Genomic DNA, 23,076 nt, shown 5'->3' with positions numbered 1-23,076 from the left:
CCATCTCGCCTGCAACTTCGGAAGTTGGTCCATTGATCAGCGTTTCCCTAGATTGCTAAAATTCAGCCGAATTCCGCGAAGTTTCAACTTTACTTCGCAAAACGCATCAACATTACTTCGGCGGACGGTTCGGGCAGGTGCCGTGGCGCGCGACACCGTTCATGCCGATCGAATTCGTGCTGTTCCCGAAGTGGGTACCGATCTCGATGTACAAGGTCGCGTACTGGGCGCGCACGACGATGGTGCCGCTGCTCGTGCTGTGCTCGCTGAAGGCCCGCGCGCGCAACCCGCGCAACGTCGCGATTCCCGAGCTGTTCGTCACGCCGCCCGACCAGGAACGCCACTACTTCCCGCCGGCGCGCGGCATGCGCCGCGCGTTCCTCATCCTCGACCGCGTGGTTCGCCATGTCGAACCGCTGCTGCCGAAACGGCTGCGCCAGCGCGCGATCCGGCACGCGGAGGCCTGGTGCGCGCAACGCATGAACGGCGAGGACGGCCTCGGCGGCATCTTTCCGCCGATCGTGTACAGCTACCAGATGATGGACGTGCTCGGCTATCCGGAAGATCATCCGCTGCGCCGCGACTGCGAAAACGCACTCGCGAAGCTGCTGGTCACGCGGCCCGACGGCAGCGTGTACTGCCAGCCGTGCCTGTCGCCGGTCTGGGATACGGCGTGGAGCACGATGGCGCTCGAACAGGCACGCAGCGTGGCCGTGCCGGAATCGGACGAATCGGCGCGCGCGCTCGACGAACTCGACGCCCGCATCGCGCGCGCCTACGACTGGCTCGCGACGCGCCTGGTGAACGACCTGCGCGGCGACTGGATCGAGAACGCGCCGGCCGACACGCAGCCGGGCGGCTGGGCCTTCCAGTACGCGAACCCGTATTACCCCGACATCGACGACAGCGCGGTCGTCACCGCGATGCTCGATCGCCGCGGCCGCACGCATCGCAACGCGGACGGCTCGCACCCGTATGCGGCGCGCGTCGCCCGCGCGCTCGACTGGATGCGCGCGCTGCAGTCGCGCAACGGCGGCTTCGCGGCGTTCGACGCCGATTGCGATCGCCTCTACCTGAACGCGATCCCATTCGCCGATCACGGCGCGCTGCTCGATCCGCCGACCGAGGACGTATCGGGCCGCGTGCTGCTGTGCTTCGGCGTGACGCGGCGTGCGGAAGACCGCGCGTCGCTCGCGCGTGCAATCGACTACGTGAAGCGCACGCAGCAGCCCGACGGCAGCTGGTGGGGCCGCTGGGGCACGAACTATCTGTACGGCACATGGAGCGTGCTCGCGGGCCTCGCGCTCGCCGGCGAGGATCCGTCGCAGCCGTATATCGCGCGCGCGCTCGAATGGTTGCGCGCACACCAGCATGCGGACGGCGGCTGGGGCGAAACGAACGACAGCTATCTCGACCCGGCGCTTGCCGGCACCAACGGCGGCGAGAGCACATCGAACTGCACGGCGTGGGCGCTGCTCGCACAGATGGCGTTCGGCGACTGCGCGTCCGATTCGGTGAAGCGCGGCATCGCGTATCTGCAATCGGTGCAGCAGGACGACGGCTTCTGGTGGCACCGGTCGCACAACGCGCCGGGTTTCCCGCGCATCTTCTACCTGAAGTATCACGGCTATACCGCGTACTTCCCGCTATGGGCGCTCGCGCGCTACCGGCGCCTGGCCGGCGCCGCCGAGGCGCGGGCGCGTGCGTCGTCCGGGCGGGCGCCGCACGCGGCCGATACCGCGCTCGCCTAAACGGCGATCGCAACGCGCCGGCGAGCGACGGCGAGCAACGGCGTGCGGCGCGATCCCCGCGGTGCGCGCGTACGCCGTTCACGCGTCGCGCAGCGCCCGCATCCGCGCGAACGCTTCGCGCAAGTCTGTGCAAAACGCTTCGCCGATCATCGACAGCGGCTGCGACGCGGACGTCACCAGATAGAAGTGATCGGGCACGACCGGCTCGAACGGCTTGACCGCGACGCGATGGCCTGCATACGCGGCCGTCACCGGATCGATCAGCGCGACACCGGCGCCGTTCGCAACGAACGCGACGATCGTCTGCGACAGCTGCGCCTCGATCGACAGCCCGCGCGACACGCCCGCGTCGACGAATACGCGGTCGATCGCGCTGCGCGCCTCGAAGCTCGGCGGAAACGAGACGAAGGCTTCGTCGCGCAGGTCGTCGGGGTGGATCACGCGCTTGCGCGCGAGCCGATGCGTGCGCGGCACGATGCAGCACATCGGTGCGTCGGCGAGCCGCTCGCTGCGTACGGCCGGATGCGGCACGGGCTCGGCGATCAGCCCGACGTCGCACTGCCCCGATGCGATCTTGTCGACGACCGTCGACGCGCTGTGCGCGAGCAGCGTGATATCGACGCCCGGATGCGCGCGCGCAAAACGCGTGATGCGCTCGGGCAGCAGGTCGAGCGCGACGGCCGGCGAGCCGGCCACGCGCAGCGTGCCGCGCCGCATCGCGCGAATCTGCTCGGCGGCCTGCGCGACGCGATCGAGCCCGACGAACGCGCGCTCGACTTCCTCGTACAGCACGCGCGCCTGCGCGGTGGGCGTGAAGCGCCCCTGCTGCCGCTCGAACAGCACGAACCCGACGCGCGCCTCGAGATCGGCGATCAGCCGGCTCACGGCCGGCTGCGAAATATGCAGATCGCGCGCCGCGCGCGTGACCGTATGGCGCTGCATCACGGCGCGGAACGCTTCGATCTGGCGGATTCTCAGTGAAGGCGTCGTCATAACATTGGGTTATGGGTCGTTGATCAACCTGTATTGGACAGCCCATTTTGCCTGTCCGAACATCGGTCCTGCAACGTACATTCCGCCACGAACGCCGCCGCCATGCACCATAACATCCCTATCCCGAACGCCCCACGCCGGAGCCGCCGATGAACGTGCGCAGTTTCGACGTCGTCGTCGCGGGCGGCGGGCTCGTCGGGATGGCGCTCGCCTGGGGCCTCGCGCGGCTCGGCGAGCGCGTCGCCGTATGCGACGGCGACGACATCGCGTTTCGCGCGGCGCGCGGCAATTTCGGGCTCGTCTGGGTGCAGGGCAAGGGCGGCCGCTGTCTGCCGTATGCGCGCTGGTCGCGCGAATCGTCCGAGCGCTGGGGCGCGTTCGCCGCGCAGCTGCAGCGCGAGACGGGCGTGGACTGCGGCTTCGAGCGGCCGGGCGGCATCGAACTGTTCGAGCATGCGGCCGACATGAACGAGGCGATCGCACTGCTCGAATCGCTGCGCCGCCAGGACGCGGCGCTCGCCTACGAAGCGCTCGATCCGGCCGAACTGCGCCGCCGCATTCCGGCCGCGTCGCCCGCGCTGGCCGGCGCGCTGTGGTCGCCGAACGACGGCCACGCGAATCCGCTCTACACGCTGCGCGCCTTGCTGCAGGCGTTCGTGCAAGGCGGCGGTGTCTATCTGCCGCGTCACGACGTCGTCGAGATTCGCCCGCGCGCGGGCCGCTTCGAAGTGGACACGCGCGACGTGCGGCTCGACGCCGCGCGCGTCGTGCTCGCGGCCGGCCTCGACAATGCGCGGCTCGCGCCGATGGTCGACATGGCCGCGCCGATCTCGCCGCTGCGCGGGCAGATCATGGTGACCGAACGGCTCGCGCCGTTTCTCGCCTATCCGACGCTCGTCGTCCGGCAAACGCAGGAAGGCTCGGTGCTGCTCGGCGATTCGGCCGAAGACGTCGGCTTCGACGACGGCCAGACGCGCCCCGCGATGGCCGACATCGCGCGCCGCGCACGCACCGCGTTCCCGGCGCTCGCGCATGCGCGGATCGTACGCGCCTGGGGCGCGCTGCGGATCATGACGCCGGACGGGCTGCCCGTCTACGAAGCGTCGCGCACGCACCCCGGTGCGTATCTCGCGATCTGCCACAGCGGCGTGACGCTGGCCGCGTCGCATGCCGATCTCGTCGCGCCGTGGATTGCCGGGCGCGCGGCGCCGGCCGAGCTGTCCGCGTTTACGACCGCGCGTTTCGCCGCACCGAAGAAGGCCCGGCATGTTTGAATCGATCGTTCCCGCCGACGCGATACGCGAACGCGTGCGCATCCATGTCGACGGCATTGCGCACGACGTGCCGGCCCATTACAGCGTCGCGGCCGCGCTGCTCGCGGCCGGCACGCTCGCCTGCCGCTCGACGGCCGTCAGCGCATCGCCGCGCGGGTCGTTTTGCATGATGGGCGTCTGCTTCGACTGTCTCGTCGAAGTGGACGGCGTGCCGAACGTGCAAGGCTGCATGACGCCCGTGCGCGACGGGATGCAGGTGCGCGCGATGCACGGCAAAGCGAGGCTCGCATGACGCGGCGTGCATGCGATCTGCTGATCGTCGGCGCAGGGCCGGCCGGCATGGCGGCCGCCATGGCCGCACGCTTGGCCGGGCTGTCGGTCGTCGTCGCGGATGAAGGTCCGTCGCCGGGCGGACAGATCTATCGCAACCTCGCCGATGTGCCGGCGAAGCTCGCGCAGTGGCTCGGCCGCGACTATGCGGCGGGACGCCCGCTGATCGACGGGCTGCTCGCGAGCGGCGCGCATTATCTGCCGCGCAGCGTGGTCTGGCAGATCGCGTTCGAGCCGGCGCCCGTCGCGATGCTGACGCTCGGCGGCGCCGCGCGCGGCACGCTCGAAATCGATGCACGCGCGGTACTGATCGCGACCGGCGCGCAAGAGCGCCCGTGGCCCGTGCGCGGCTGGACGCTGCCCGGCGTGATGGGCGTCGGCGCCGCGCAGACGCTGCTCAAATCGTCGGGGCTCGCGCCGTCGGCCGATACGGTGCTTGCCGGCAGCGGCCCGCTGCTGTGGCTGTTCGCCGCGCAGTTGCTGAACGCGGGCCGGCGCGTGCGCGCGCTGGTCGACACGACGCCGCGCGATGCCTGGCGGCGCGCGCTCCCGCATGCGCTGCCCGCGCTGCGCGGCGCGGACTATCTCCTGAAAGGCTGGCGCATGCTGCGCGCGGTGCGCGACGCCGGCATTCCGGTCTATCGCGGCGCGACCGACGTGCGCATCGACGGCGACGGCCGCGCGCAGTATCTGCGTTTTCGCGACGCGGACGGCATCGCACACGCGCTCGACACGTCGCTCGTGCTGCTGCATCAGGGCGTGATCCCGTCGACGCAGCTCGCCCGCTCGATCGGCTGCGCGCATGAGTGGGACGAACGCGCCGCATGCTGGCGGCCGCAACGCGATGCGCGCGGACGCAGCAGCGTCGCACGCGTCTGGATCGCCGGCGACGGCGCCGGCATTGGCGGCGCGCAGGCCGCGGCGATCGCGGGCGAGGTCGCGGCGCTCGATATCGCGGCGAGCGTCGGCGCGCTCGCCCCGCACGAACAGGCCGCACGCGAACGGCCGCTGCTCAAGGCATGGCGCCGCCACCTCGCGGTGCGGCCGCTGCTCGACGCGCTCTATACGCCGCCCGCCGCGCTGCGCCGCCCCGACGGCGACACGATCGTCTGCCGCTGCGAAGAAGTGACGGCCGGCGAAATCCGCCGGCTCGCGTCGCTCGGCTGTCAGGGCCCGAATCAGATGAAGGCGTTCACGCGCTGCGGGATGGGTCCGTGCCAGGGACGCTGGTGCGGCACGACCGTCGGCGAGCTGATCGCCGAGGTGCAGCAGCGCGACGTCGCCGACGTCGGCCAATACCGCGTGCGCGCGCCGATCAAGCCGATCACCGTCGACGAGCTCGCGGACGCCGTCGAACTGTCGGACGATTTCCGCCGCGGCGACTTCCCGAGCTGACGCCGCGCCCGCCCCCGCTTCCCCACACGAACGGAGCCTGACCATGAAGAAGAAGACGCGTATCACGATGCTCGTCGCCGCGGCCGCAATGGCCTGCGCGACGCTCGCCTCGGCGAAGGAATGGACGACGATCCGCATCGGTGTCGATCCGACCTATCCGCCGTTCGAATCGACCGCGACCGACGGCAGCGTGCAAGGGTTCGACATCGATCTCGGCAACGCGCTCTGCGCGAAGCTCAACGCGAAATGCGTGTGGGTGTCGAGCAGCTTCGACGGACTGATTCCGGGGCTGCAGGCGCGCAAGTTCGACGTGATCCTGTCGTCGATGGCCGCGACCGAGCAGCGGCGCCAGCAGATCGATTTCACCGATCGGCTGTACCGCAACCAGACGCGCCTGATCGCACGCACGGGCTCGGGGCTGCTGCCCGACGCGGCGAAGCTGGCCGGCAAGCGCATCGCGGTCGAGCAAGGGACGGTCCAGGAAACCTATGCGCGCGAGAAATGGGCGGCGGCGAAGGTCGAGGTCGTGCCGTATCCGAGCTACGACCAGGCGTATGCGGATCTCGTGAACGGGCGCGTCGACGGCGTGCTGATGGACGCCGTGCAGGGCCAGCTCGGCTTCCTCGCGACGCCGCGCGGCAAGGGCTTCTCGTTCGCGGGCGGCGTCGTCTACGACCCGAAGATCATGGGCAACGGCGATGCGGCCGGCGTGCGCAAGGCCGATACCGATCTGCGCGATGCGCTGAACCGTGCGATCGCGCAGATTCGCAGCGACGGGACCTACAACAAGATTCAGTCGAAGTACTTCGACTTCGATATGTACGGGAATTGACGAGCGCCATGGTGGACCGCGCGATGCAAGCGGCGTGCGTCGCCGCTTGCGCGCGAATCGGCGTTTGGGTCGGCTAGCGGCCGCGACGCCGACCGCCGCACGCGAAGCCGGCGGCTCGTCCGCATCGGCGCGCCATGCAACATCGGCGCCGACGATTCCACAAACCAAATAATTAACGACGCCCCCGCGCCGACGTCCGCCCCGTCGCCGCGTCGTGCTCGTCGGCGAGCAGCGTCGCGAACGCGGCCGCGAGCCGGTCGCGCGACGGCTGCGGCGGAAACAGCAGATACGTCGGCATCGTGACGGCCGGCGAAAACGGACGGATCGCGACGTCCGGCCCCGCGAACGCCTGCGCGACGACCGGATGCGCGAGCGTCACGCCCATCCCGAGCCGCACCATCTCGCAGCAGATCGCCGTGTACTGCGCTTCGGTCGCGAGCTTGCGCTCGACGCCCGCGCGCTCGAACACCGCATCCATCAGCGTGCGCATTCCGTCGCCCTGACAGAGCGAGATAAAGGACTCGCCGGCGAGATCGGCGGGCTTGATCGTGCGCTTGCTCGCGAGACGATGCTGCCCCGGCATCACGCAGACGGCCGCGACCTTCGACAGCAGCTCGACCTCACAATTCGACGTCTCGCTCACGTAGACGGCCACGCCGATATCGCAGAACTGCGACGCGGTCCAGTGATTCACAGTGGCCGACGTGTTCACGTGCAGCGACACCGTGACGCCCGGATACTGCTCCTGGAAGCGCTTGATCGCGCGCGGCACGAGCGTATAGCCGACCGCCGGCATCGCGGCGATCCGCAGCCGCCCGCTGCCGAGATTGCGAATCTGCTCGGCGGCGTTCGCGAGCCCGCGCAATCCGACATACGCACGCTCCACCTCGCGAAAGAACGCGGTGCCCTCGCTCGTCGGCACGAGCCGCGCGCCGACACGCTCGAACAGCGTGAGCCCCGTATCGCGCTCGAGGCTCGCGATCATGCGGCTCACGTTCGGCTGCGTCGTGAACAGCGCCTTCGCGGCGGCCGTCATCGAACCGGCCACCATCACCGCGCGAAACGCTTCGATCTGCTTCAGGTTCATCGTGCCACTCCGTATCGTCCCGTAGAGCCTAACCCTGATCCATCACATTTCGGTATGGACTGGCATTTTATTCGTATTGGACGGCATGGACCACAGGCGCCAGACTGCATTGCATCGGCGCACGTTCCGATGCCGCCGCCCACCACAATCGAATGGAGATCGCCGTCATGAACCGTTCGCCGCACCGCCGCCCGTCCCGCTTCTCTCCCGCCTCGCGCCGCGTCGCGGCGAAACCGCTCGTCGCCGCAGGCGCGGCGCTCGCGCTGAGCGCGTCGGTCGCCGCGCATGCGGAAACGACGCTGTACGTCGCGAACGTCGGCGGCTCGAACGAACAGCTCTATCGGCAGAAGGTCATCCCGGCGTTCGAGAAGGCGCACAACGTGAAGATCGTCTACGTCGCCGGCAATTCGAGCGACACGCTCGCGAAGCTGCAGGCGCAGAAGGGCCATCAGCAGATCAACGTCGCCGTGATGGACGACGGCCCGATGTATCAGGCCATGCAGCTCGGCCTCTGCGCGAAGATCGACGATGCGCCGGTCATGAAGGATCTCTATCCACTCGCGCGGCTCGGTCCGGAGGCAGTCGGTGTCGGCGTGGTCGCGACCGGCATCGGCTACAACGCCGACGCGTTCAAGAAGCTCGGCCTGCCGGCACCCGATTCGTGGAAGTCGCTCGAGGATCCGCGACTGAAGGGCAAGCTCGGCATGCCGCCGATCACCGTCACGTACGGGCTGCACACGCTCGTGATGCTCGCGCGCCTGAACGGCGGCGGCGAAAAGCGCATCGATCCCGGCTTCGATGCGATGGCCAAACGCGTCGCGCCGAACGTGCTGTCGTGGGCGCCGACGCCCGGCGAGATGGACGGCCTGATGCAGGCCGGCGACGTGATCGCAGCACCGTACGGCAGCGGCCGCGCGGTGTCGTTGCAGAACACCGGCTTCCCGCTGAAGTTCGTCTATCCGAAGGAAGGCGCGGTCGCGCTGCAGGTCGCCGCGTGCGCGGTCGCCGAAAACGCGCAGCCGCAGCTGTCGCAGCAGTTCATCCAGTACCTGCTGACGCCGGAAGTCCAGACGCTGCAAGCGCAGGCGATCGGGCTCGGCCCGGTCAACCGGACGGTGAAGCTTGCGCCGGACGTCGCCGCGCGCGTGCCCTACGGTCCCGACCAGGTCGCGAAGCTGACGACCGTCGACTGGACGACCATCAACCCGCGCCGCACCGAATGGACGCAGCGCTGGAACCGCTCGGTCGAACGCTGAACGCGCGGCGCCGCCGCTTCGCAAGGAATCCGATCCATGAGCTTTCTGACCCTGCAACACGTCTCGAAACGCTACGGCGACTTCACGGCGATCGAACAGCTCGACCTGTCGGTCGAGCGCGGCGAATTTCTGTCGCTGCTCGGGCCGTCGGGCTGCGGCAAGACGACCACGCTGCAGATGATCGCGGGTTTCGTCGCGCCGTCCGCCGGGCGCGTGACGCTCGACGGCCGCGACATCACGTACGAACGTCCGGAGAAGCGCGGCATCGGCGTCGTGTTCCAGAGCTACGCGCTGTTTCCGCACATGACGGTCGCCGGCAACGTCGGCTTCGGACTCGAAATGCGCAAGATGAAGCGCGCGCAGCGCGAAGAGCGGATCGCCGAGGCGCTCGCGCTCGTGCGGCTCGACGGCCTCGACGCGCGCTACCCGAAGGAGCTCTCGGGCGGCCAGCGGCAGCGCGTCGCGATCGCGCGTGCGATCGCGATGCGGCCCGAACTGCTGCTGCTCGACGAGCCGATGTCGAACCTCGACGCGAAGCTGCGCGAGGAAATGCACATCGAGCTGCGCGCGATCCAGAAGCGCCTCGGCATCACGACGATCCTCGTCACGCACGATCAGGTCGAGGCGATGACGATGAGCGACCGCATCGCCGTCATGCATCGCGGCCGCACCGCGCAGCTGAGCACGCCGTTCGACGCGTACGAGCGGCCGGCCACGCCGTTCGCGTCGGTGTTCCTCGGCCGCACGAACACGTTCGAAGGCGAAGTGCTGCGCCGCAATCCGCGCTGCGCGGAAGTCGCGGTCGCGAGCACGACGCTGCATGTGCCGCACGAAGGGCGCGACGTCGCGGGCCCCGTCAACGTCTACATCCGTCCGGAGAAGATGCGGCTCGCGAACGGCGACGCGCGGCTGCACGGGCGCGTCGCGACGCGCGTGTTCGTCGGCAACCAGTGGCTGCTCGTGATCGACACGGCGCTCGGCAAGCTGCATGTTACGCAGTCGAACACCGGCGCGCCGCCGCCGGACGAAGGCAGCGAAGTCGGCCTCGCGTGGGCCGACGACGATCTGCGGATGCTGACGCGGGAGGGCGCGCATGGCCACGCTTGACGATACGCGCGGCGGCGCCGCGCCATGGCTGCTGTCGGCGCCCGCGCTGCTGCTGTTCTCGACGCTGCTGCTCGCGCCGCTGCTGCTCACGCTCGTGCTGTCGTTCCACACGTTCAGCGACATCGCGGGCACGCAGCCGGGCTGGACAGTCGCGAACTATCTCGAAGTCGTTCGCGATCCCTACTATCTGACGATCTTCGCGCGCACCGCGGGCCTCGCGACCGCCGTCACGCTGCTGTCGATCGTGCTCGGCGTGCCGGAGACGATCGTGCTCGCGCGCATGCGCAAGCCGTGGCAGTCGATCTGCCTGCTCGTCGTGCTCGGGCCGCTGCTGATCTCGGTCGTCGTGCGCACGCTCGGCTGGCAGATCCTGCTCGGCAACAACGGCGTGCTCAACGATGCGCTGCAGGCGCTGCACATCACCGACGAGCCCGTGCGCCTCGTGTTCACGATGACGGGCACGGTCATCGCGCTCACGCACGTGCTGGTGCCGTTCATGGTGATGTCGGTATGGGCGACGCTGCAGACGCTCGACCCGCAGGTCGAATGGGCCGGGCGGTCGCTCGGCGCGTCGCCGGCGCGCGTGTTTCGCCGCGTGATCCTGCCGCAGATCCTGCCCGGCGTGCTGTCGGGGTCGATCATCGTGTTCGCGCTGTCCGCATCGGCGTTCGCGACACCCGCGCTGATCGGCGGCCGCCGCTTGAAAGTCGTCGCGACGGCCGCATACGACGAATTCCTCGGCACGCTGAACTGGCCGCTCGGCGCGAGCATCGCGGTACTGCTGCTGATCGCGAACGTCGCGATCGTGATGGGCTGCAGCCGGCTCGCGGAACGCCGCTTCAAGCACATCTTCGACTGACGGAGCGACGCCATGCAACGCAACGGTTTTGCCGCCCTCGCCTTCCATGCGCTGTTCGTCGCGTTCATCGTCGCGCCGCTCGCGGCCGTGATGCTCGTCGCGTTCACCGACAAGGGCTATATCTCGATGCCGTTCGACGGCGCGTCGCTGCGCTGGTTTCGCGCGATCGCCGACAACGGCGACATCGTGTCGGCGTTCTGGCTGTCGGTGCGGCTCGCGCTCGTCGCCGCGACGCTCGGCGTCGCGCTCGCGGTGCCGGCCGCGCTCGCGATCGCGCGCTACCGCTTCCCGGGACGCGGCGCGCTGACGAGCTTCTTCCTGTCGCCGATGATGATTCCGGCGGTCGTGCTCGGCATCGCGTTCCTGCGCTTCCTGTCGCTGCTGCATCTGAGCGGCTCGTTCTGGGCGCTCGTCGCCGCGCACGTCGTGATCGTGCTGCCGTATGCGCTGCGGCTCGCGCTGTCGTCCGCGATCGGGCTCGACCGCGATGCCGAGCGCGCGGCGCTGTCGTGCGGCGCGAGCCGCTTCACCGCGTTTCGCCGCGTCGTGCTGCCGATGATTCGCACGGGCGTCGCGGGCGGCTGGGTGCTGTCGTTCATCCAGAGCTTCGACGAGCTCACGATGACGATTTTCGTCGCGACACCGGGCACGACGACGTTGCCCGTCGCGATGTACAACCAGATCGCGCAGACGATCGATCCGCTCGTCACGTCGGTGTCGGCGGTGCTGATCGTCGGCACGGTCCTGCTGATGCTCGTGCTCGACCGGCTGGTCGGGCTCGATCGCATCCTGATCGGAGAAGCACGATGATTCGACCTGCAGCCGCGAGCCCCGACGTGCTCGTGATCGGCGGCGGCCTCGTCGGCACGGCCGTCGCGTACGGCCTCGCCCGCGAAGGCGCGCGCGTGACCGTGCTCGACGAGGACGACGGCGGTTTTCGCGCGTCGCGCGGCAATTTCGGGCTCGTCTGGATTCAGGGCAAGGGCCACGACCGCACGCCCTACGCGAGCTGGTCGCGCAGCTCGGCCGTGCGCTGGCCGCAGCTCGCCGCGAGCCTGCTCGAGGACAGCGGCGTCGATGTCGCACTGCGCCAGCCCGGCGGCTTTCATCTCTGCTTCTCCGACGACGAGCTCGCGGAGCGGCGCACGCGTCTCGCGACGCTGCAGGCCGCGCTCGGCGATTATCCGTTCGAGCTGCTCGATCATCGCGAGCTGCGCGAGCGCTTGCCGGGCATCGGCCCCGCGGTCGTCGGCGCGAGCTACACGCCGATGGACGGCCACGTGAATCCGCTGAAGCTGCTGCGCGCGCTGCACGCGTCGATGCAGCACCGCGGCGTGCGCCTCGTGTCCGGCGCGCGCGTGCAGCAGGTGCGCGCCGAAGGCGCCGGCTTCGTCGCCGACAGCGCGGCCGGCACGTTCCGCGCCGGCCGCCTCGTGCTCGCGGCCGGCCTCGGCAATCGCACGCTCGCGCCGCAGGTCGGGCTCCATGCGCCGGTCGCCCCGAATCGCGGGCAGGTGCTCGTCAGCGAACGCGTCGCACCGTTTCTCCGCTATCCGACCATCAACGTGCGGCAGACCGACGAAGGCACCGTGCAGTTCGGCGACTCGATGGAGGAAGTCGGCTTCGACGACCTGACCACGACGCCGGTGCTCGCCGACATCGCGCGGCGCGGCGTGCGCGCATTCCCGATGCTGCAGCACGTGCGGCTCGTGCGGATGTGGGCCGCGCTGCGCGTGTACAGCCCCGACGGCTTTCCGATCTACGACGAATCGCCGCAGCATCCGGGCGCGTTCGTCGTCACCTGCCACAGCGGCGTCACGCTCGCGGCCGCGCATGCGATGCGCATCGCGCCGTGGATCGTCGGCGCGCCGATGCCCGACGAGTTGCCCGCGCTGTCCGCGCGGCGCTTTCCGGACGCGCCCGACACGATCGCCGCTGCCGCCCGGCCCGCTCCCGCTTACTGACCTTGTCCGCCCGCCCATGACTGCCCACCCGAGTTCGTCCCTGTTCAAGCCGCTCGATGCCGCCGCGGCGACCGTCGAGATCCGCTTCAACGATGCGCCGCTGCGCGTGCCGGCCGGCGTCAGCGTCGCTGCCGCGCTGCTCGCGGCCGGCGTACGGCGCTTTCGCGCGACGCCCGTGTCGCATGCGCCGCGCGCGCCCTACTGCATGATGGGCGCGTGCTTCGAATGTCTCGTCGAAATCGACGGCGTGCCCGCGCGCCAGAGCTGCATGGTCGACGTGCGCGACGGCATGTGCGTGCGCACGCAGGAAGGCGCGCGCGACCTGCCGCTCGAATCCGCGCTTGCCGCCACGTCACTGGAGAACGCCGATGACCGCTGAATTCATGCAGGAAACCGTCGACGTCGTCGTGGTCGGCGCCGGCCCCGCCGGCCTCGGCGCCGCCGCGCGCGCAGCGCGCGCGGGGCTGTCGGTCGTGCTGCTCGACGAGCAGGATGCCGTCGGCGGCCAGATCTATCGCGCGATCGAGCGCGCGGACGCACGCCGCCGCGAGATCCTCGGCCCCGACTACGCGGCCGGCGCCGCGCTCGCCGACGCATTCGCGCGCTCGGACGCCCGTCATTTGACGCGCACGACGGTCTGGCAGGTCACGCGCGAGCGGCAGGTGCACTATCTGCGCGACGGCAAGGTCGGCTGCTTCGACGCGCGCCGTGTGATTCTCGCCACCGGCGCGCTCGAGCGGCCGTTCCCGATTCCGGGCTGGACGCTGCCCGGCGTGCTGAGCGCGGGCGCCGCGCAGATCCTGCTGAAGAGCGCGGGCGAAGTGCCGTCGACGCCGCCGGTGCTGGCCGGCTGCGGGCCGCTGCTCTATCTGCTCGGCTGGCAGTATCTGCGCGCCGGCGTGCCGATTCGCGCGCTCGTCGACACGACGCGGCCCGCCGATCGCTGGCGCGCGAAAAAGCATCTGTTCGCGGCGCTGCGCGCGTGGCCGTTCCTCGGCAAGGGGCTGCAGATGATGCGCGCGCTGCGCGACGCGAACGTGCCGATCCACGAAGGCGCGGACGATCTCGCGATCGTGAGCCGCGCGGGCGACGACGGCCAGCCGCGCGCCGCCGCCCTGACGTTTACGGCGCAGGGCCGCGCGCACCGCATCGACGCGGACGTGATCCTGCTGCATCAGGGCGTCGTTCCGAACACGCAGTTCACGCATGCGCTGCGCGCCGCGCACCGCTGGGACGACGCGCAGCTCTGCTTTACGCCGCAGGTCGATGCGTGGGGCGAACTCGACGTGCCGGGCATCTTCGTCGCCGGCGACGGCGCCGGAATCGGCGGCGCACAGGCCGCGGCGCAACAGGGCACGCTCGCCGCGCTCGCGGTGGCCGCGCAGCTCGGTGCGCTCGACGAGGCCGCGCGCGATCGCGAAGCGGCCGCGCATCGCGACGCGCTCGCCCGCGCGCTGCGGATCCGGCCGTTCCTCGACAGCCTGTACCGGCCGCGCGACGCGAACCGCATTCCCGCCGACGACACGATCGTCTGCCGCTGCGAGGAAGTGACGGCCAGCGAGCTGCGCGGCTTCGTCGCGCTCGGCTGCGTCGGCCCGAACCAGGCGAAATCGTTCGGCCGCTGCGGGATGGGACCGTGCCAGGGACGCCTGTGCGGGCTGACCGTCACCGAGGTGATCGCCGATGCGCGCCGCGTCGCGCCCGACACGGTCGGCTACTACCGGATCCGGCCGCCGATCAAGCCGATCACGCTCGGCGAACTGGCCGGTGAGTGACATGACCGGCTCACACGAGGCGATACGCGACGAAGCCGATGCGATCGTGATCGGCGGCGGCCTGCACGGCACGAGCAGCGCGTGGCATCTTGCGCGGCGCGGCGCGCGCGTGATCGTGCTCGAGGCCGACTACGTCGCGCGCCATGCGTCGGGCGTCAACGCCGGCGGCGTGCGCACGCTCGGCCGGCCGCTCGACGAGATTCCGCTTGCGCTGCTGTCGCGCGAGCTGTGGCACACGCTGCCGGATCTGATCGGCGATACGGGCGGGTTCGTGCCGTCCGGCCAGCTGAAGATCGCCGAAACCGAGGCGGAGCTCGACGAATGCCGCGCGCGCGTCGCGCTGCTCGAAGCGCACGGCTACACGCACGAAACGCTGATCGACCGCGCGCGCGTGCGCGAACTCGAGCCCGCGCTCGCGCCGCACGTGACGGGCGGCATCTGGGTCGAGCGAGACGGCTACGCGCTGCCGTTTCGCACGACCGCCGCGTTCCGGATCGCCGCGCAGCGACACGGCGCACGCTTTCACGAACGCACGCCGGTCACGCATCTCGAGCGGCGCGGCACGCGCTGGATCGCGCAGTCGCCGCGCGGCGCGTTCGCGGCCCGCAAACTGCTGATCGCGGCCGGTGCGTGGTCGGGCGAATTCGCGCGCGCGGCCGGCGAACCGGTGCCGCTGCATGCGGAAGGACTGATGCTGATGGTCACGCAGTGCGTCGCGCCGTTTTGCCGCGCGACGCTCGGCGCGACCGGGCGGCCGCTGTCGTTCAAGCAGTTCGACAACGGCACGGTCGTGATCGGCGGCAAGCTGATCGGCCATGCGGATCTGCAGGCGCGGCACGGCGAAGTCGACTTCATGCGGCTCGCGCGCAGCGCGCGCACCGTCGTCGATCTGTTTCCGCATCTGCGCGATCTCGGCATCAACCGCGCGTGGGCCGGTGTCGAGGCATTCACCGACGATGCGCTGCCGGTGATCTCCGCGAGCCGCACCGCCGACGATCTCTACTACTCGTTCGGCTATTGCGGCAGCGGCTTCCAGCTCGGCCCCGGCTGCGGGCAGGTCGTCGCCGAGCTGATGCTCGACGGCACGCCGTCCGTGCCGCTCGACGCATTCGCGATCGATCGCTTCGCGCGCGCACGTGGCGCGGCGCCTGCGACTCACTGAATCTTTCCACCTGCCGTCATGGCGAAGGAGCATTTGTCATCATGTCCGAAATCGTTCGCATCGAAACCAATGCGCGCATGAGCCGCGTCGTCAAGGCCGCCGGCCTCGTCTTCATCGGCGGCCAGACGTCCGCCGATCCGTCGCCCGACGTCAAGGTGCAGACCGCGAAAGTCCTCGAGAAGATCGACGGCTTTCTCGAACAGGCCGGCATCGACAAGACGCGGCTCGTGTCCGCGCAGGTGTGGCTCGCCGACATCGCGCGCGATTTCGCCGGCATGAACGAGGTCTGGGATGCGTGGGTGCCGGCCGGTCATGCACCGGCGCGCGCGACCGTCGAGGCGAAGCTCGCGGCGCCGCATCTGCTGGTCGAGATCGCCGTCGTCGCCGCGCAAGGTTGAGCGCTGCGTTCGACGGCATGGTGGGCGCGCAGCAGCACGCGCGTGCGCCTGCGTGTGCGTGCGCGTTCATGTAACGAGCGCTAGCGTTCGCCGCCGAGCGACGCCAGTATCCGGTACGCGATCTCGACGCGGACTTCGTTCGGCACGCGGCGATTGGCGAGCATCACGAAGCCGATCCGCTTCGCCGGCACGAACGCGACATACGTGCTGAAACCGTTGGTCGACCCGGTCTTGTTGATCCAGACGTTGCGCTGCGGCGCGAGCGGCGGCGTCAGCGCAACGGCCGGCACTGCGTCCGATAGCATCTTCGACGCGTTGCCTTCGAGCAGCGTCGGCAGCGCGACCGGATACGGATACTGCTCCCAGATCAAATCCTGCGTCAGCGGACCGGCCCGGAAGTAGCCGGTGTGCGTCCGTTCGATCGCGCGCTGCAGCCGCGGCGCGATGTCGATCGCGCCCATGTTCGCCTGCACGAAGCGCAGCAGATCGGCGGCCGTCGTGCGCACGCCGTACGCCGGCTGCCACAGCCCGCCCGGCTTCATCCGGATCGGCGTGCCGTCGGTCGTATAGCCCTGCGCGTAATCGGCGCGGCGGGCGTCCGGCACGTCGATATATGTGTGTGTCATGCCGAGCGCCGGAAACAGCCGTTGCTCCATCAGCTCGGCGAAGTCGCGCTTCATCGCCTTCGCGGTGATCCAGCCGAGCGTGCCGATGCCGACGTTCGAGTACACGCGCTGCGTGCCCGGCACCGATGCCGGACGCCACGCGTCGAAATAGCCGATCAGCGTCGCGTCGTCGTGAATCGCGTCCGGGACCTGCTGCGGCAGGCCGCCGGCCGTATGCGTGCCGAGTTCGAGCAGCGTCAGCGCGCCGGCCGGCTTGCCGTTCAGGGCCGGCACGTAGCGCGCGACGGGATCGGACAGCGACAGCTCGCCGCCCTCCTGTGCGTCGGCCACCAGCGTCGCGGTCAGCGTCTTGCTGACCGAGCCGATCTCGAACAGCGTGTCGGCCGTCACCGGCTTGCCGGTGTCCTTCGACATCACGCCGTAGTCGAACACATAGCGCTTGCCGTCGACGATCACGCCGATCGCGACGCCGGGAATCGCGTACTGCTTCATCGCGGGCGCGACCTGCTGCGTGACGATTTGTCGGATATGCGCCTGCGTGAGTTCGGCCGCGCGGCCGGTCGTGGCGATTGCGGCGGTCGCGACGAGCAGCGTCGCGACGACACGTGTGACGGTGATTCGCATGGTTTTCAGGTTCCTGTCGGGCGGTGGAACGAACAGCTTCGGCGCGCGCGGCCGCGCGCCGTAATGGCAACGGCGACGGACGGGCGACGCGACGGGGCGGCGCCGGCCGGTTGCCGATGCAGGACTATCCGCTGCCGGCCGCGTGCCGACAATCGACGATATGTTGCGCGAGCAGAAAGAAAAACTAATGGGCGGGCAACGCGCTCGCGTGCGCGTTGCGTTGCGCGGCGGCCTGTCACGCCTGCGTCGACACGAGCGCGCCGGCCGACGATGCGCCCGACTGCTGCAGCGCCTGCGCAAGCTGCCCGATCGCCGCGGACAGCGCGGCCGACACCGCGCTCGCTTCCGCGCTCAGCGCCTGCTGTTCGACCGCTGCGGCCGGGTCGGTCTTCGCGCGTTGCGCGGCGCGCGCGATCTGCTGCTGCAACTGCGCGAGCTGCTTCTGCAGACGCTCGATCAGCTGCTTCAGTTGCTTGAGGGCCGGGTTGTCGGCATCGCTGCCGGCCGCGCCGAGCGTCGGTCCCGTCGGCGTTGCGCCGGCGGACGTCGTATCGCCCGACGCGCCGGCCGCCGACGAAGCATCGGCGGGCGCGGTCGATGTCGCGTCCGTGGCGCCGCCGGCGGCGGGCAACGCAGACGCATGGGTCGCGGAAAGATCGATCTGCATCGTGTCGGTCCGGAATGAATGAACGGGTCGTATCGGTTGAGCCCTGCGTGGCTTACAACCGGTTGACGGCATTCGTCACACGAAACTTGAGGATCCGGCCGCGGCAGACGGGCCACGCGAATTCCGCATCGAAGGGCCGGATGAGCGCCGCGACGACGCTGGTAAAATCGCGCTTTTCGCCGGCCGCCCACGCGCCGCACGCCGATCGTGCCGCGCAACGCGCGCCGTCACCGCGACCGCACCGGTCGCCCGTTGTTCATCCCCGCGTCATCCGCCGATTCGAGCAACGCACCAAGCCGCAGGTCCGGCGCCGGCGATCGCCCGTTCAACCGATTCTCGATTCGAGGAACCCACGATGGCCCGCATCGGCGCCTTCTGCATCACGACGTGGCTTGCGGCCGCGATTCTGTATTTCGGCCAGCATTCGGTCGCGATGATCGCGCTCAGCGGGGTCGTCGTGTTCGGCGGATTCGATCTGCTGCGTCCGTGATCGACATGGCGGGCGCATGCCGCGCGCACATCGGCGCCTGCACGCCGCGTCGCGCGACACGCGCGTGCGTCAGCGCGGCAGCGTCCGCAGCGACGACGGCCCGCCCGACAGCGCGATCCGCTGGCCCGTATCGCGCAGCTTGCCGCCCTCGACCGCATAAAGCGCGAGCTGCCGCTCGACGTTGAACTGCACGATCACGTGCCGGCTGTCCGCGGTGAACACGATGCCTTGCGATGCCTCGCCGCCCGGCACTTCGCTCGTCTGCACCGCACGGCCGTCGCGGATTTCGAACAGCAGCACCTTGCCGCGCTTGTGCCGGCCCGGATTGTCGGCCGTCAGGTTCGACCCGTCCATCGCCTGCACGGCGATCCACTTGCCGTCCGGCGAAATCGCGACGCCTTCGGGCAGCGACGGGACGGTCAGATACTGGACGGTGCGGAACGGCACACGGGACACGTCGATCAGCGCGATCGTATCCGCATCGCCGGCGAGCGTGCCCGTATAGCCGGGCAGCCCCGCGAGCCCGACGTTGCTGACGACGGCCCAGCGACCGTCGCTCGACACGTCGATCGTGTACGGCGCGACGCCCGTGCTCAAACGTGCCCCGCTGTCGGTCACCTTGCCGTCGTCGACGTTCAGCACCGCGATGCCCTGCTCGTCGCGCAGCGACACGAGCGCATGCTTGCCGTCGTGCGTGAAGCTGATGCCGGCCAGCCGCTTTTTGCCGATCTTCAGATTGCCGTCGAGCGTGACCTGCGTGCCGTCGATGCGCAGGATCGATACGCTGCCGTCGACGTTCGCGACGAGCGCGAGCCGGCCGGAGCGATCGATCGCGATCCCTTGCGGATGCGTACCGAGCTCGATCCGCGCGATGCTCGGCGGCGACGCGCCGAGATTCACGACCTGCACGAACGTGTCGTACACGAGTTGCTTCGCGGCCGTGTCGTAGCGCGTCGGCGCGCCGACGAGCGCGAGCTTCGCGTCGGGCGCGATCGCGACGGCTTGCGGCGGCCCCTGAATGCCGTTCTCGACGTCGACGGTCTGCGCGACCTTCGGCGGAAACGTGCTTGCGTCGAGCAGCGTCAGCGTGTCGGCGGGCGGCGACGGCAGATACGTGTCGCGGCCTTCGACGCGCTGATACTTGCCGTCGTTGCCGGACACGATCCAGTCGGCGGCATGCACGGCGACGGTAGCGGAGGCCAGCGCGAGCGCGACAAGCGCGCGCGTGCGGCGCAGGCGGAAGGAATGCGTAGGCATGAGCGGTCGGTTCTCCGGGTCGGTGCGGATGCTGGAAACGCGCGACCCGGCGCCATCGCGGGTCGCGCCTTCGCATGATGCACGAAACGGCGCGACGCCGGCGTTCGGCAAGTCACCGCGCGCGCATGCGGCTTACGCGGCGGGCGCCCATCGATCGATCGCGTCGAGCGGATAGACGGGACGGGCGAGCCGCGCGTAACGGAACAGCGCGTAGTCGGAGCTCGTCACGCCGCGGCTGTCGCATTCGACGAGCGCGGCGGCGATCGGCACGAACACCGGCCGGCAGTACATCCGCGACTTCAGCAGCAGGAATCGCGCGCGACGCGGGTCGATCCCGACGCTCTCGAATACGCCGAGATCCCACGGCTCCTGCGTGCGCTCCGAGATCACGAGCGTGGCCGCGCCGATGTCGAGCACGGCCGTGCGGCCCATGTACGCGCGCTGGCCCGTATACGTCGGCCCCGTGATCACGTATTCGCCGTCGGTCAGCGCGCGCACGATGCCGGTCGCGACGAACGGCTCGCGCTGCACGCCGCCGTGCGACGGCCGCTTGTTGCCGACCGGCACCGTGACCGTCGCACCGACGCCGGCGGCGATCAGCTGCGCGACGGCGTCCGGGTCGCACAGCGGGCCGCTGACGATGCCGTCGAGCCGCTGCGCCAGCGCTTCCTCGAGCACGTCCATCGTGTCGCACGGGCCGCCCGACATGCAGTTGTCGCCGTGATCGAGCATCAGCACCGGCCGCTCCGAATCGCGCGCGAGCGCCGCCGCCTGGGCGACCGATTCCGCGAGCGGCGCGCTGCGATACACGAATTCGTCGCGCGCCTCCCAGATCTGCCGCGCGATGCGTGCGGCCACTGCGTCGGCCGCGGCGCGGTCGCCGTCGCCGACCACGACGACGCTGATGCATGGCGCCGGAATATCGGCGAGCGAGAAGCCGGGCAGCACCGACACGGCGAGCATGCCGTCCGCTTCCGCCGCGCGCGCGGCCTCCACCGCACGCCGCATCGCGCCTTCGGCGCTCGCGCTGCGCAGCGTCGACGTCATCAGCGGCGGCTGGCGCCACGCGAGCACCGGCCGCGCGCGGCCGTGCAGCCGGTCGAACAGCAGGCGCGCCGCATGCTCGCCCGTCTCGTACATGTCGACGTGCGGATAGGTCTTGAAGCTGACGATCACGTCCGCATGATCGATCATCTTCTGCGTGACGTTCGCATGCAGGTCGAGCGCGACCGCGATCGGCGCATTGGGCAGCACCGCGCGCACGCGTTCGAGCAGATCGCCCTCGCCGTCCGCGCTCTGCTCGGCGACCATCGCGCCGTGCAGATCGAGCATCACCGCGTCGCAGCCGGGCGCGGCCGCGACGATCGCCTCGCAGATCGCCGCATACGCGTCGGCCGAGACGGGGCCGCTCGGATTCGCGGCGGCCGACACCGGCGTGACGATGTCGGCGCGCTCGCGCGCGGCGGCGTCGAGAAACGCGGCCATCGCCGTGCGCATGCCGCGGTTCGCGCGCGCCGCGTCGTCGCCCCAGTCGGGGCCGTCGCGGCCGAAGGCCGCGAGCGGCGTCGGCACCGGCGAAAACGTGTTCGTCTCGTGATTCATCCGGGCGATCAGGATCTTCATCGTGTCGCGTCCTCCTTGTCGCGTGCGGCCGGTGCGCGCGCGATCGTCGGTTTCGTTGCGCGGCGACCGGCCGCGCGCGGCATCGTCATGGCGATCCGCGTCGAGCGAACGCCGCGCGACGTTCGCGCACGGCGACGCCGCGACGATGCGCGCGGCATGCGCGGATCGACATGCCGCTCAAGCGTAGCCGGTCGTGCCCTTCGTTTCCAGATATTCGGCGAGGCCGAATTCCGCATACTCGCGCCCGTTGCCCGAACGCTTGTACCCGCCGAACGGCGCGGCCGGATTCCACGCCGGATAGTTGATGTGCACGTTGCCGACGCGCAGCCGCGCGGCCACGCGCCGCGCGCGTTCGAGATCCTTCGACTGCACGTAGGCGGCGAGCCCGTACACCGAATCGTTCGCGAGCGCGATCGCCTCGTCCTCGGTCCGGTACGTCATGATCGACAGCACGGGCCCGAAGATTTCCTCGCGCGCGATCGTCATGTCGGGCGTCACGTTCGAGAATACCGTCGGCCGCACGTAGAACCCGTCGCCGAGCCCCTCCGGCCGGCCGAGGCCGCCCGCGATCAGCGTCGCGCCTTCGTCGATGCCGAGCCGGATGAACTGCTGGATCCGCTCGAACTGCGTGCGGCTCACGACCGGCCCGATCGTCGTCTCGGGCGAACGCGGATCGCCGACGATCGTGCGGCGCGCCTCGTCGCGCGCGGCCGCTTCGGCTTCGGCCAGCCGATCGACGTGCACGAGCATGCGCGTCGGCGCGTTGCACGACTGGCCGCTGTTGCTGAAGCAGCTGCGTACGCCGCGCGCGACCGCGTCGGCAATGCCCGCGTCGGGCAGGATCAGGTTCGGGCTCTTGCTGCCGAGTTCCTGATGCACGCGCTTGACGGTATCGGCCGCGGCCTTCGCGACCTCGATGCCTGCGCGCGTCGAGCCCGTGAACGACACCATGTCGACGTCCGGATGCCGCGCGAGCGCATCGCCGACGACCTGCCCGTAACCGTGCACGAGGTTGAACACGCCGGGCGGCACGCCGGCTTCGTCGAGGATCTCCGCGAACAGGATCGCGCTGAACGGCGCGATCTCGCTCGGCTTCAGCACCATCGTGCAGCCGGCAGCAAGCGCAGGCGCCACCTTGCAGACGATCTGGTTGATCGGCCAGTTCCACGGCGTGATCAGCGCGCAAACGCCGATCGGCTCGTGCGAGACGAGCAGCGAATCGGTCTGCGTCGCAAAGCGGAACGACTGCAGCGCGCGGATCGTCTGCTGGAGGTGCGCGGTGCCGACCGCGGCCTGCATCGCACGCGCGAACGCGATCGGGGCGCCCATTTCCTGACTGATCGTCTGCGCGACCTCGTCGTAGCGGCGCCGGTAAATGTCGAGCACGCGCGACAGCAGCGCAACGCGCGCGTCGACCGGCCAGCGCGCATACGCATCGAACGCCTGCTTTGCGGCGGCGACCGCGCGGTCGACCTCGGCCGTGCCGCCGATGCCGAGCCGCGCATACGGCCGCGCCGTGGCCGGATCGATCACGTCGATCGATTGTTCGTCCGCCGGGTCGAGCCATTGTCCGGCGATGTAGGCTTGTCGGGACGTACGCATCGAA

Annotated in this window: 21 protein-coding genes and 1 pseudogene; 15 read left to right on the top strand and 7 right to left on the bottom strand. The window is 70.0% G+C overall.

Annotation, left to right across the window (positions count from 1 at the left end):
* Positions 1 to 128: 128 nt before the first annotated feature.
* Positions 129 to 1,751: pseudogene (gene shc, locus ACSHSS_RS15550) on the top strand (squalene--hopene cyclase); the annotation flags it as partial.
* Between the two features lie 78 nt (positions 1,752 to 1,829).
* On the opposite strand, the gene ACSHSS_RS15545 reads toward shc, so the two are convergent.
* Positions 1,830 to 2,744: a LysR family transcriptional regulator gene (locus tag ACSHSS_RS15545; protein WP_006416903.1), complete on the bottom strand. Its 915-nt coding sequence runs from the start codon at positions 2,742 to 2,744 to the stop codon at positions 1,830 to 1,832.
* Positions 2,745 to 2,893: 149 nt separating this feature from the next.
* On the opposite strand from ACSHSS_RS15545, the gene ACSHSS_RS15540 reads away from it, so the two are divergent.
* Genes ACSHSS_RS15540 through ACSHSS_RS15525 form a run of 4 tightly spaced genes read left to right on the top strand, consistent with a single transcriptional unit; the run spans position 2,894 to position 6,575 of the window.
* Positions 2,894 to 4,018, top strand: coding sequence for an NAD(P)/FAD-dependent oxidoreductase (locus ACSHSS_RS15540; RefSeq protein ID WP_048994732.1), 1,125 nt, complete (start codon positions 2,894 to 2,896; stop codon positions 4,016 to 4,018).
* Positions 4,011 to 4,310, top strand: coding sequence for a (2Fe-2S)-binding protein (locus ACSHSS_RS15535; RefSeq protein ID WP_006416919.1), 300 nt, complete (start codon positions 4,011 to 4,013; stop codon positions 4,308 to 4,310). The genes ACSHSS_RS15540 and ACSHSS_RS15535 overlap by 8 nt, the downstream gene beginning before the upstream one ends.
* On the top strand, positions 4,307 to 5,743 hold the full coding sequence (locus ACSHSS_RS15530; RefSeq protein WP_006416899.1) for an FAD/NAD(P)-dependent oxidoreductase: 1,437 nt from the start codon (positions 4,307 to 4,309) through the stop codon (positions 5,741 to 5,743). Before ACSHSS_RS15535 ends, ACSHSS_RS15530 begins: the two co-directional genes overlap by 4 nt.
* 43 nt (positions 5,744 to 5,786) lie before the next feature.
* Positions 5,787 to 6,575, top strand: a complete 789-nt coding sequence (locus ACSHSS_RS15525) for an ABC transporter substrate-binding protein (RefSeq protein ID WP_006416946.1) — start codon at positions 5,787 to 5,789, stop codon at positions 6,573 to 6,575.
* 172 nt (positions 6,576 to 6,747) lie between these two features.
* On the opposite strand, the gene ACSHSS_RS15520 is transcribed toward ACSHSS_RS15525, so the two are convergent.
* On the bottom strand, positions 6,748 to 7,662 hold the full coding sequence (locus ACSHSS_RS15520) for a LysR substrate-binding domain-containing protein (protein ID WP_006405331.1): 915 nt from the start codon (positions 7,660 to 7,662) through the stop codon (positions 6,748 to 6,750).
* A 167-nt stretch (positions 7,663 to 7,829) separates the two neighbouring features.
* On the opposite strand from ACSHSS_RS15520, the gene ACSHSS_RS15515 reads away from it, so the two are divergent.
* Genes ACSHSS_RS15515 through ACSHSS_RS15475 form a run of 9 tightly spaced genes read left to right on the top strand, consistent with a single transcriptional unit; the run spans position 7,830 to position 16,183 of the window.
* On the top strand, positions 7,830 to 8,918 hold the full coding sequence (locus tag ACSHSS_RS15515; RefSeq protein WP_048994745.1) for an ABC transporter substrate-binding protein: 1,089 nt from the start codon (positions 7,830 to 7,832) through the stop codon (positions 8,916 to 8,918).
* 36 nt (positions 8,919 to 8,954) lie between these two features.
* A complete protein-coding gene (locus tag ACSHSS_RS15510; RefSeq protein ID WP_006416913.1) occupies positions 8,955 to 10,025 on the top strand; it encodes an ABC transporter ATP-binding protein in 1,071 nt (356 codons plus the stop codon).
* Positions 10,012 to 10,884: an ABC transporter permease gene (locus ACSHSS_RS15505; protein ID WP_006416942.1), complete on the top strand. Its 873-nt coding sequence runs from the start codon at positions 10,012 to 10,014 to the stop codon at positions 10,882 to 10,884. The genes ACSHSS_RS15510 and ACSHSS_RS15505 overlap by 14 nt, the downstream gene beginning before the upstream one ends.
* Positions 10,885 to 10,896: 12 nt before the next feature.
* Positions 10,897 to 11,694, top strand: a complete 798-nt coding sequence (locus ACSHSS_RS15500; protein ID WP_006416926.1) for an ABC transporter permease — start codon at positions 10,897 to 10,899, stop codon at positions 11,692 to 11,694.
* Positions 11,691 to 12,848: an NAD(P)/FAD-dependent oxidoreductase gene (locus ACSHSS_RS15495; protein ID WP_006416931.1), complete on the top strand. Its 1,158-nt coding sequence runs from the start codon at positions 11,691 to 11,693 to the stop codon at positions 12,846 to 12,848. Before ACSHSS_RS15500 ends, ACSHSS_RS15495 begins: the two co-directional genes overlap by 4 nt.
* A 16-nt stretch (positions 12,849 to 12,864) precedes the next feature.
* Complete coding sequence (locus tag ACSHSS_RS15490) at positions 12,865 to 13,227, top strand: (2Fe-2S)-binding protein (protein WP_006416917.1); 363 nt, start codon at positions 12,865 to 12,867, stop codon at positions 13,225 to 13,227.
* On the top strand, positions 13,217 to 14,623 hold the full coding sequence (locus tag ACSHSS_RS15485) for an FAD/NAD(P)-dependent oxidoreductase (protein ID WP_048994735.1): 1,407 nt from the start codon (positions 13,217 to 13,219) through the stop codon (positions 14,621 to 14,623). The genes ACSHSS_RS15490 and ACSHSS_RS15485 overlap by 11 nt, the downstream gene beginning before the upstream one ends.
* Position 14,624: 1 nt before the next feature.
* Positions 14,625 to 15,785: an NAD(P)/FAD-dependent oxidoreductase gene (locus ACSHSS_RS15480; protein WP_006416930.1), complete on the top strand. Its 1,161-nt coding sequence runs from the start codon at positions 14,625 to 14,627 to the stop codon at positions 15,783 to 15,785.
* A 41-nt stretch (positions 15,786 to 15,826) separates the two neighbouring features.
* Positions 15,827 to 16,183 carry a RidA family protein gene (locus tag ACSHSS_RS15475; RefSeq protein ID WP_006405340.1) on the top strand — a complete coding sequence of 119 codons (357 nt, stop codon included), beginning with the start codon at positions 15,827 to 15,829 and terminating at the stop codon, positions 16,181 to 16,183.
* A gap of 80 nt (positions 16,184 to 16,263) precedes the next feature.
* Here the strand turns inward: ACSHSS_RS15475 and ampC are convergent, their stop codons facing one another.
* Both ampC and ACSHSS_RS15465 read right to left on the bottom strand, forming a co-directional pair.
* Positions 16,264 to 17,433: a class C beta-lactamase gene (gene ampC / locus ACSHSS_RS15470; protein ID WP_006416937.1), complete on the bottom strand. Its 1,170-nt coding sequence runs from the start codon at positions 17,431 to 17,433 to the stop codon at positions 16,264 to 16,266.
* A 235-nt stretch (positions 17,434 to 17,668) separates the two neighbouring features.
* On the bottom strand, positions 17,669 to 18,100 hold the full coding sequence (locus tag ACSHSS_RS15465; protein ID WP_006416945.1) for a hypothetical protein: 432 nt from the start codon (positions 18,098 to 18,100) through the stop codon (positions 17,669 to 17,671).
* Positions 18,101 to 18,455: 355 nt separating this feature from the next.
* On the opposite strand from ACSHSS_RS15465, the gene ACSHSS_RS15460 reads away from it, so the two are divergent.
* Complete coding sequence (locus ACSHSS_RS15460) at positions 18,456 to 18,590, top strand: hypothetical protein (protein ID WP_006405345.1); 135 nt, start codon at positions 18,456 to 18,458, stop codon at positions 18,588 to 18,590.
* 69 nt (positions 18,591 to 18,659) lie between these two features.
* Here the strand turns inward: ACSHSS_RS15460 and ACSHSS_RS15455 are convergent, their stop codons facing one another.
* From ACSHSS_RS15455 to ACSHSS_RS15445, 3 genes are all read right to left on the bottom strand, one after another.
* Positions 18,660 to 19,847 (bottom strand): beta-propeller fold lactonase family protein, encoded by a 1,188-nt coding sequence (locus tag ACSHSS_RS15455; RefSeq protein WP_006416948.1) that lies wholly within the window; start codon positions 19,845 to 19,847, stop codon positions 18,660 to 18,662.
* 132 nt (positions 19,848 to 19,979) lie between these two features.
* Positions 19,980 to 21,470 carry a M81 family metallopeptidase gene (locus ACSHSS_RS15450; RefSeq protein WP_006416949.1) on the bottom strand — a complete coding sequence of 497 codons (1,491 nt, stop codon included), beginning with the start codon at positions 21,468 to 21,470 and terminating at the stop codon, positions 19,980 to 19,982.
* 177 nt (positions 21,471 to 21,647) lie between these two features.
* Positions 21,648 to 23,072 carry an aldehyde dehydrogenase family protein gene (locus ACSHSS_RS15445; protein WP_006416908.1) on the bottom strand — a complete coding sequence of 475 codons (1,425 nt, stop codon included), beginning with the start codon at positions 23,070 to 23,072 and terminating at the stop codon, positions 21,648 to 21,650.
* Between the last annotated feature and the right edge of the window lie 4 nt (positions 23,073 to 23,076).

The sequence above is a fragment of the Burkholderia sp. BC1 genome (assembly GCF_052683555.1).
This window is presented reverse-complemented; position numbering and strand designations above follow the sequence as displayed.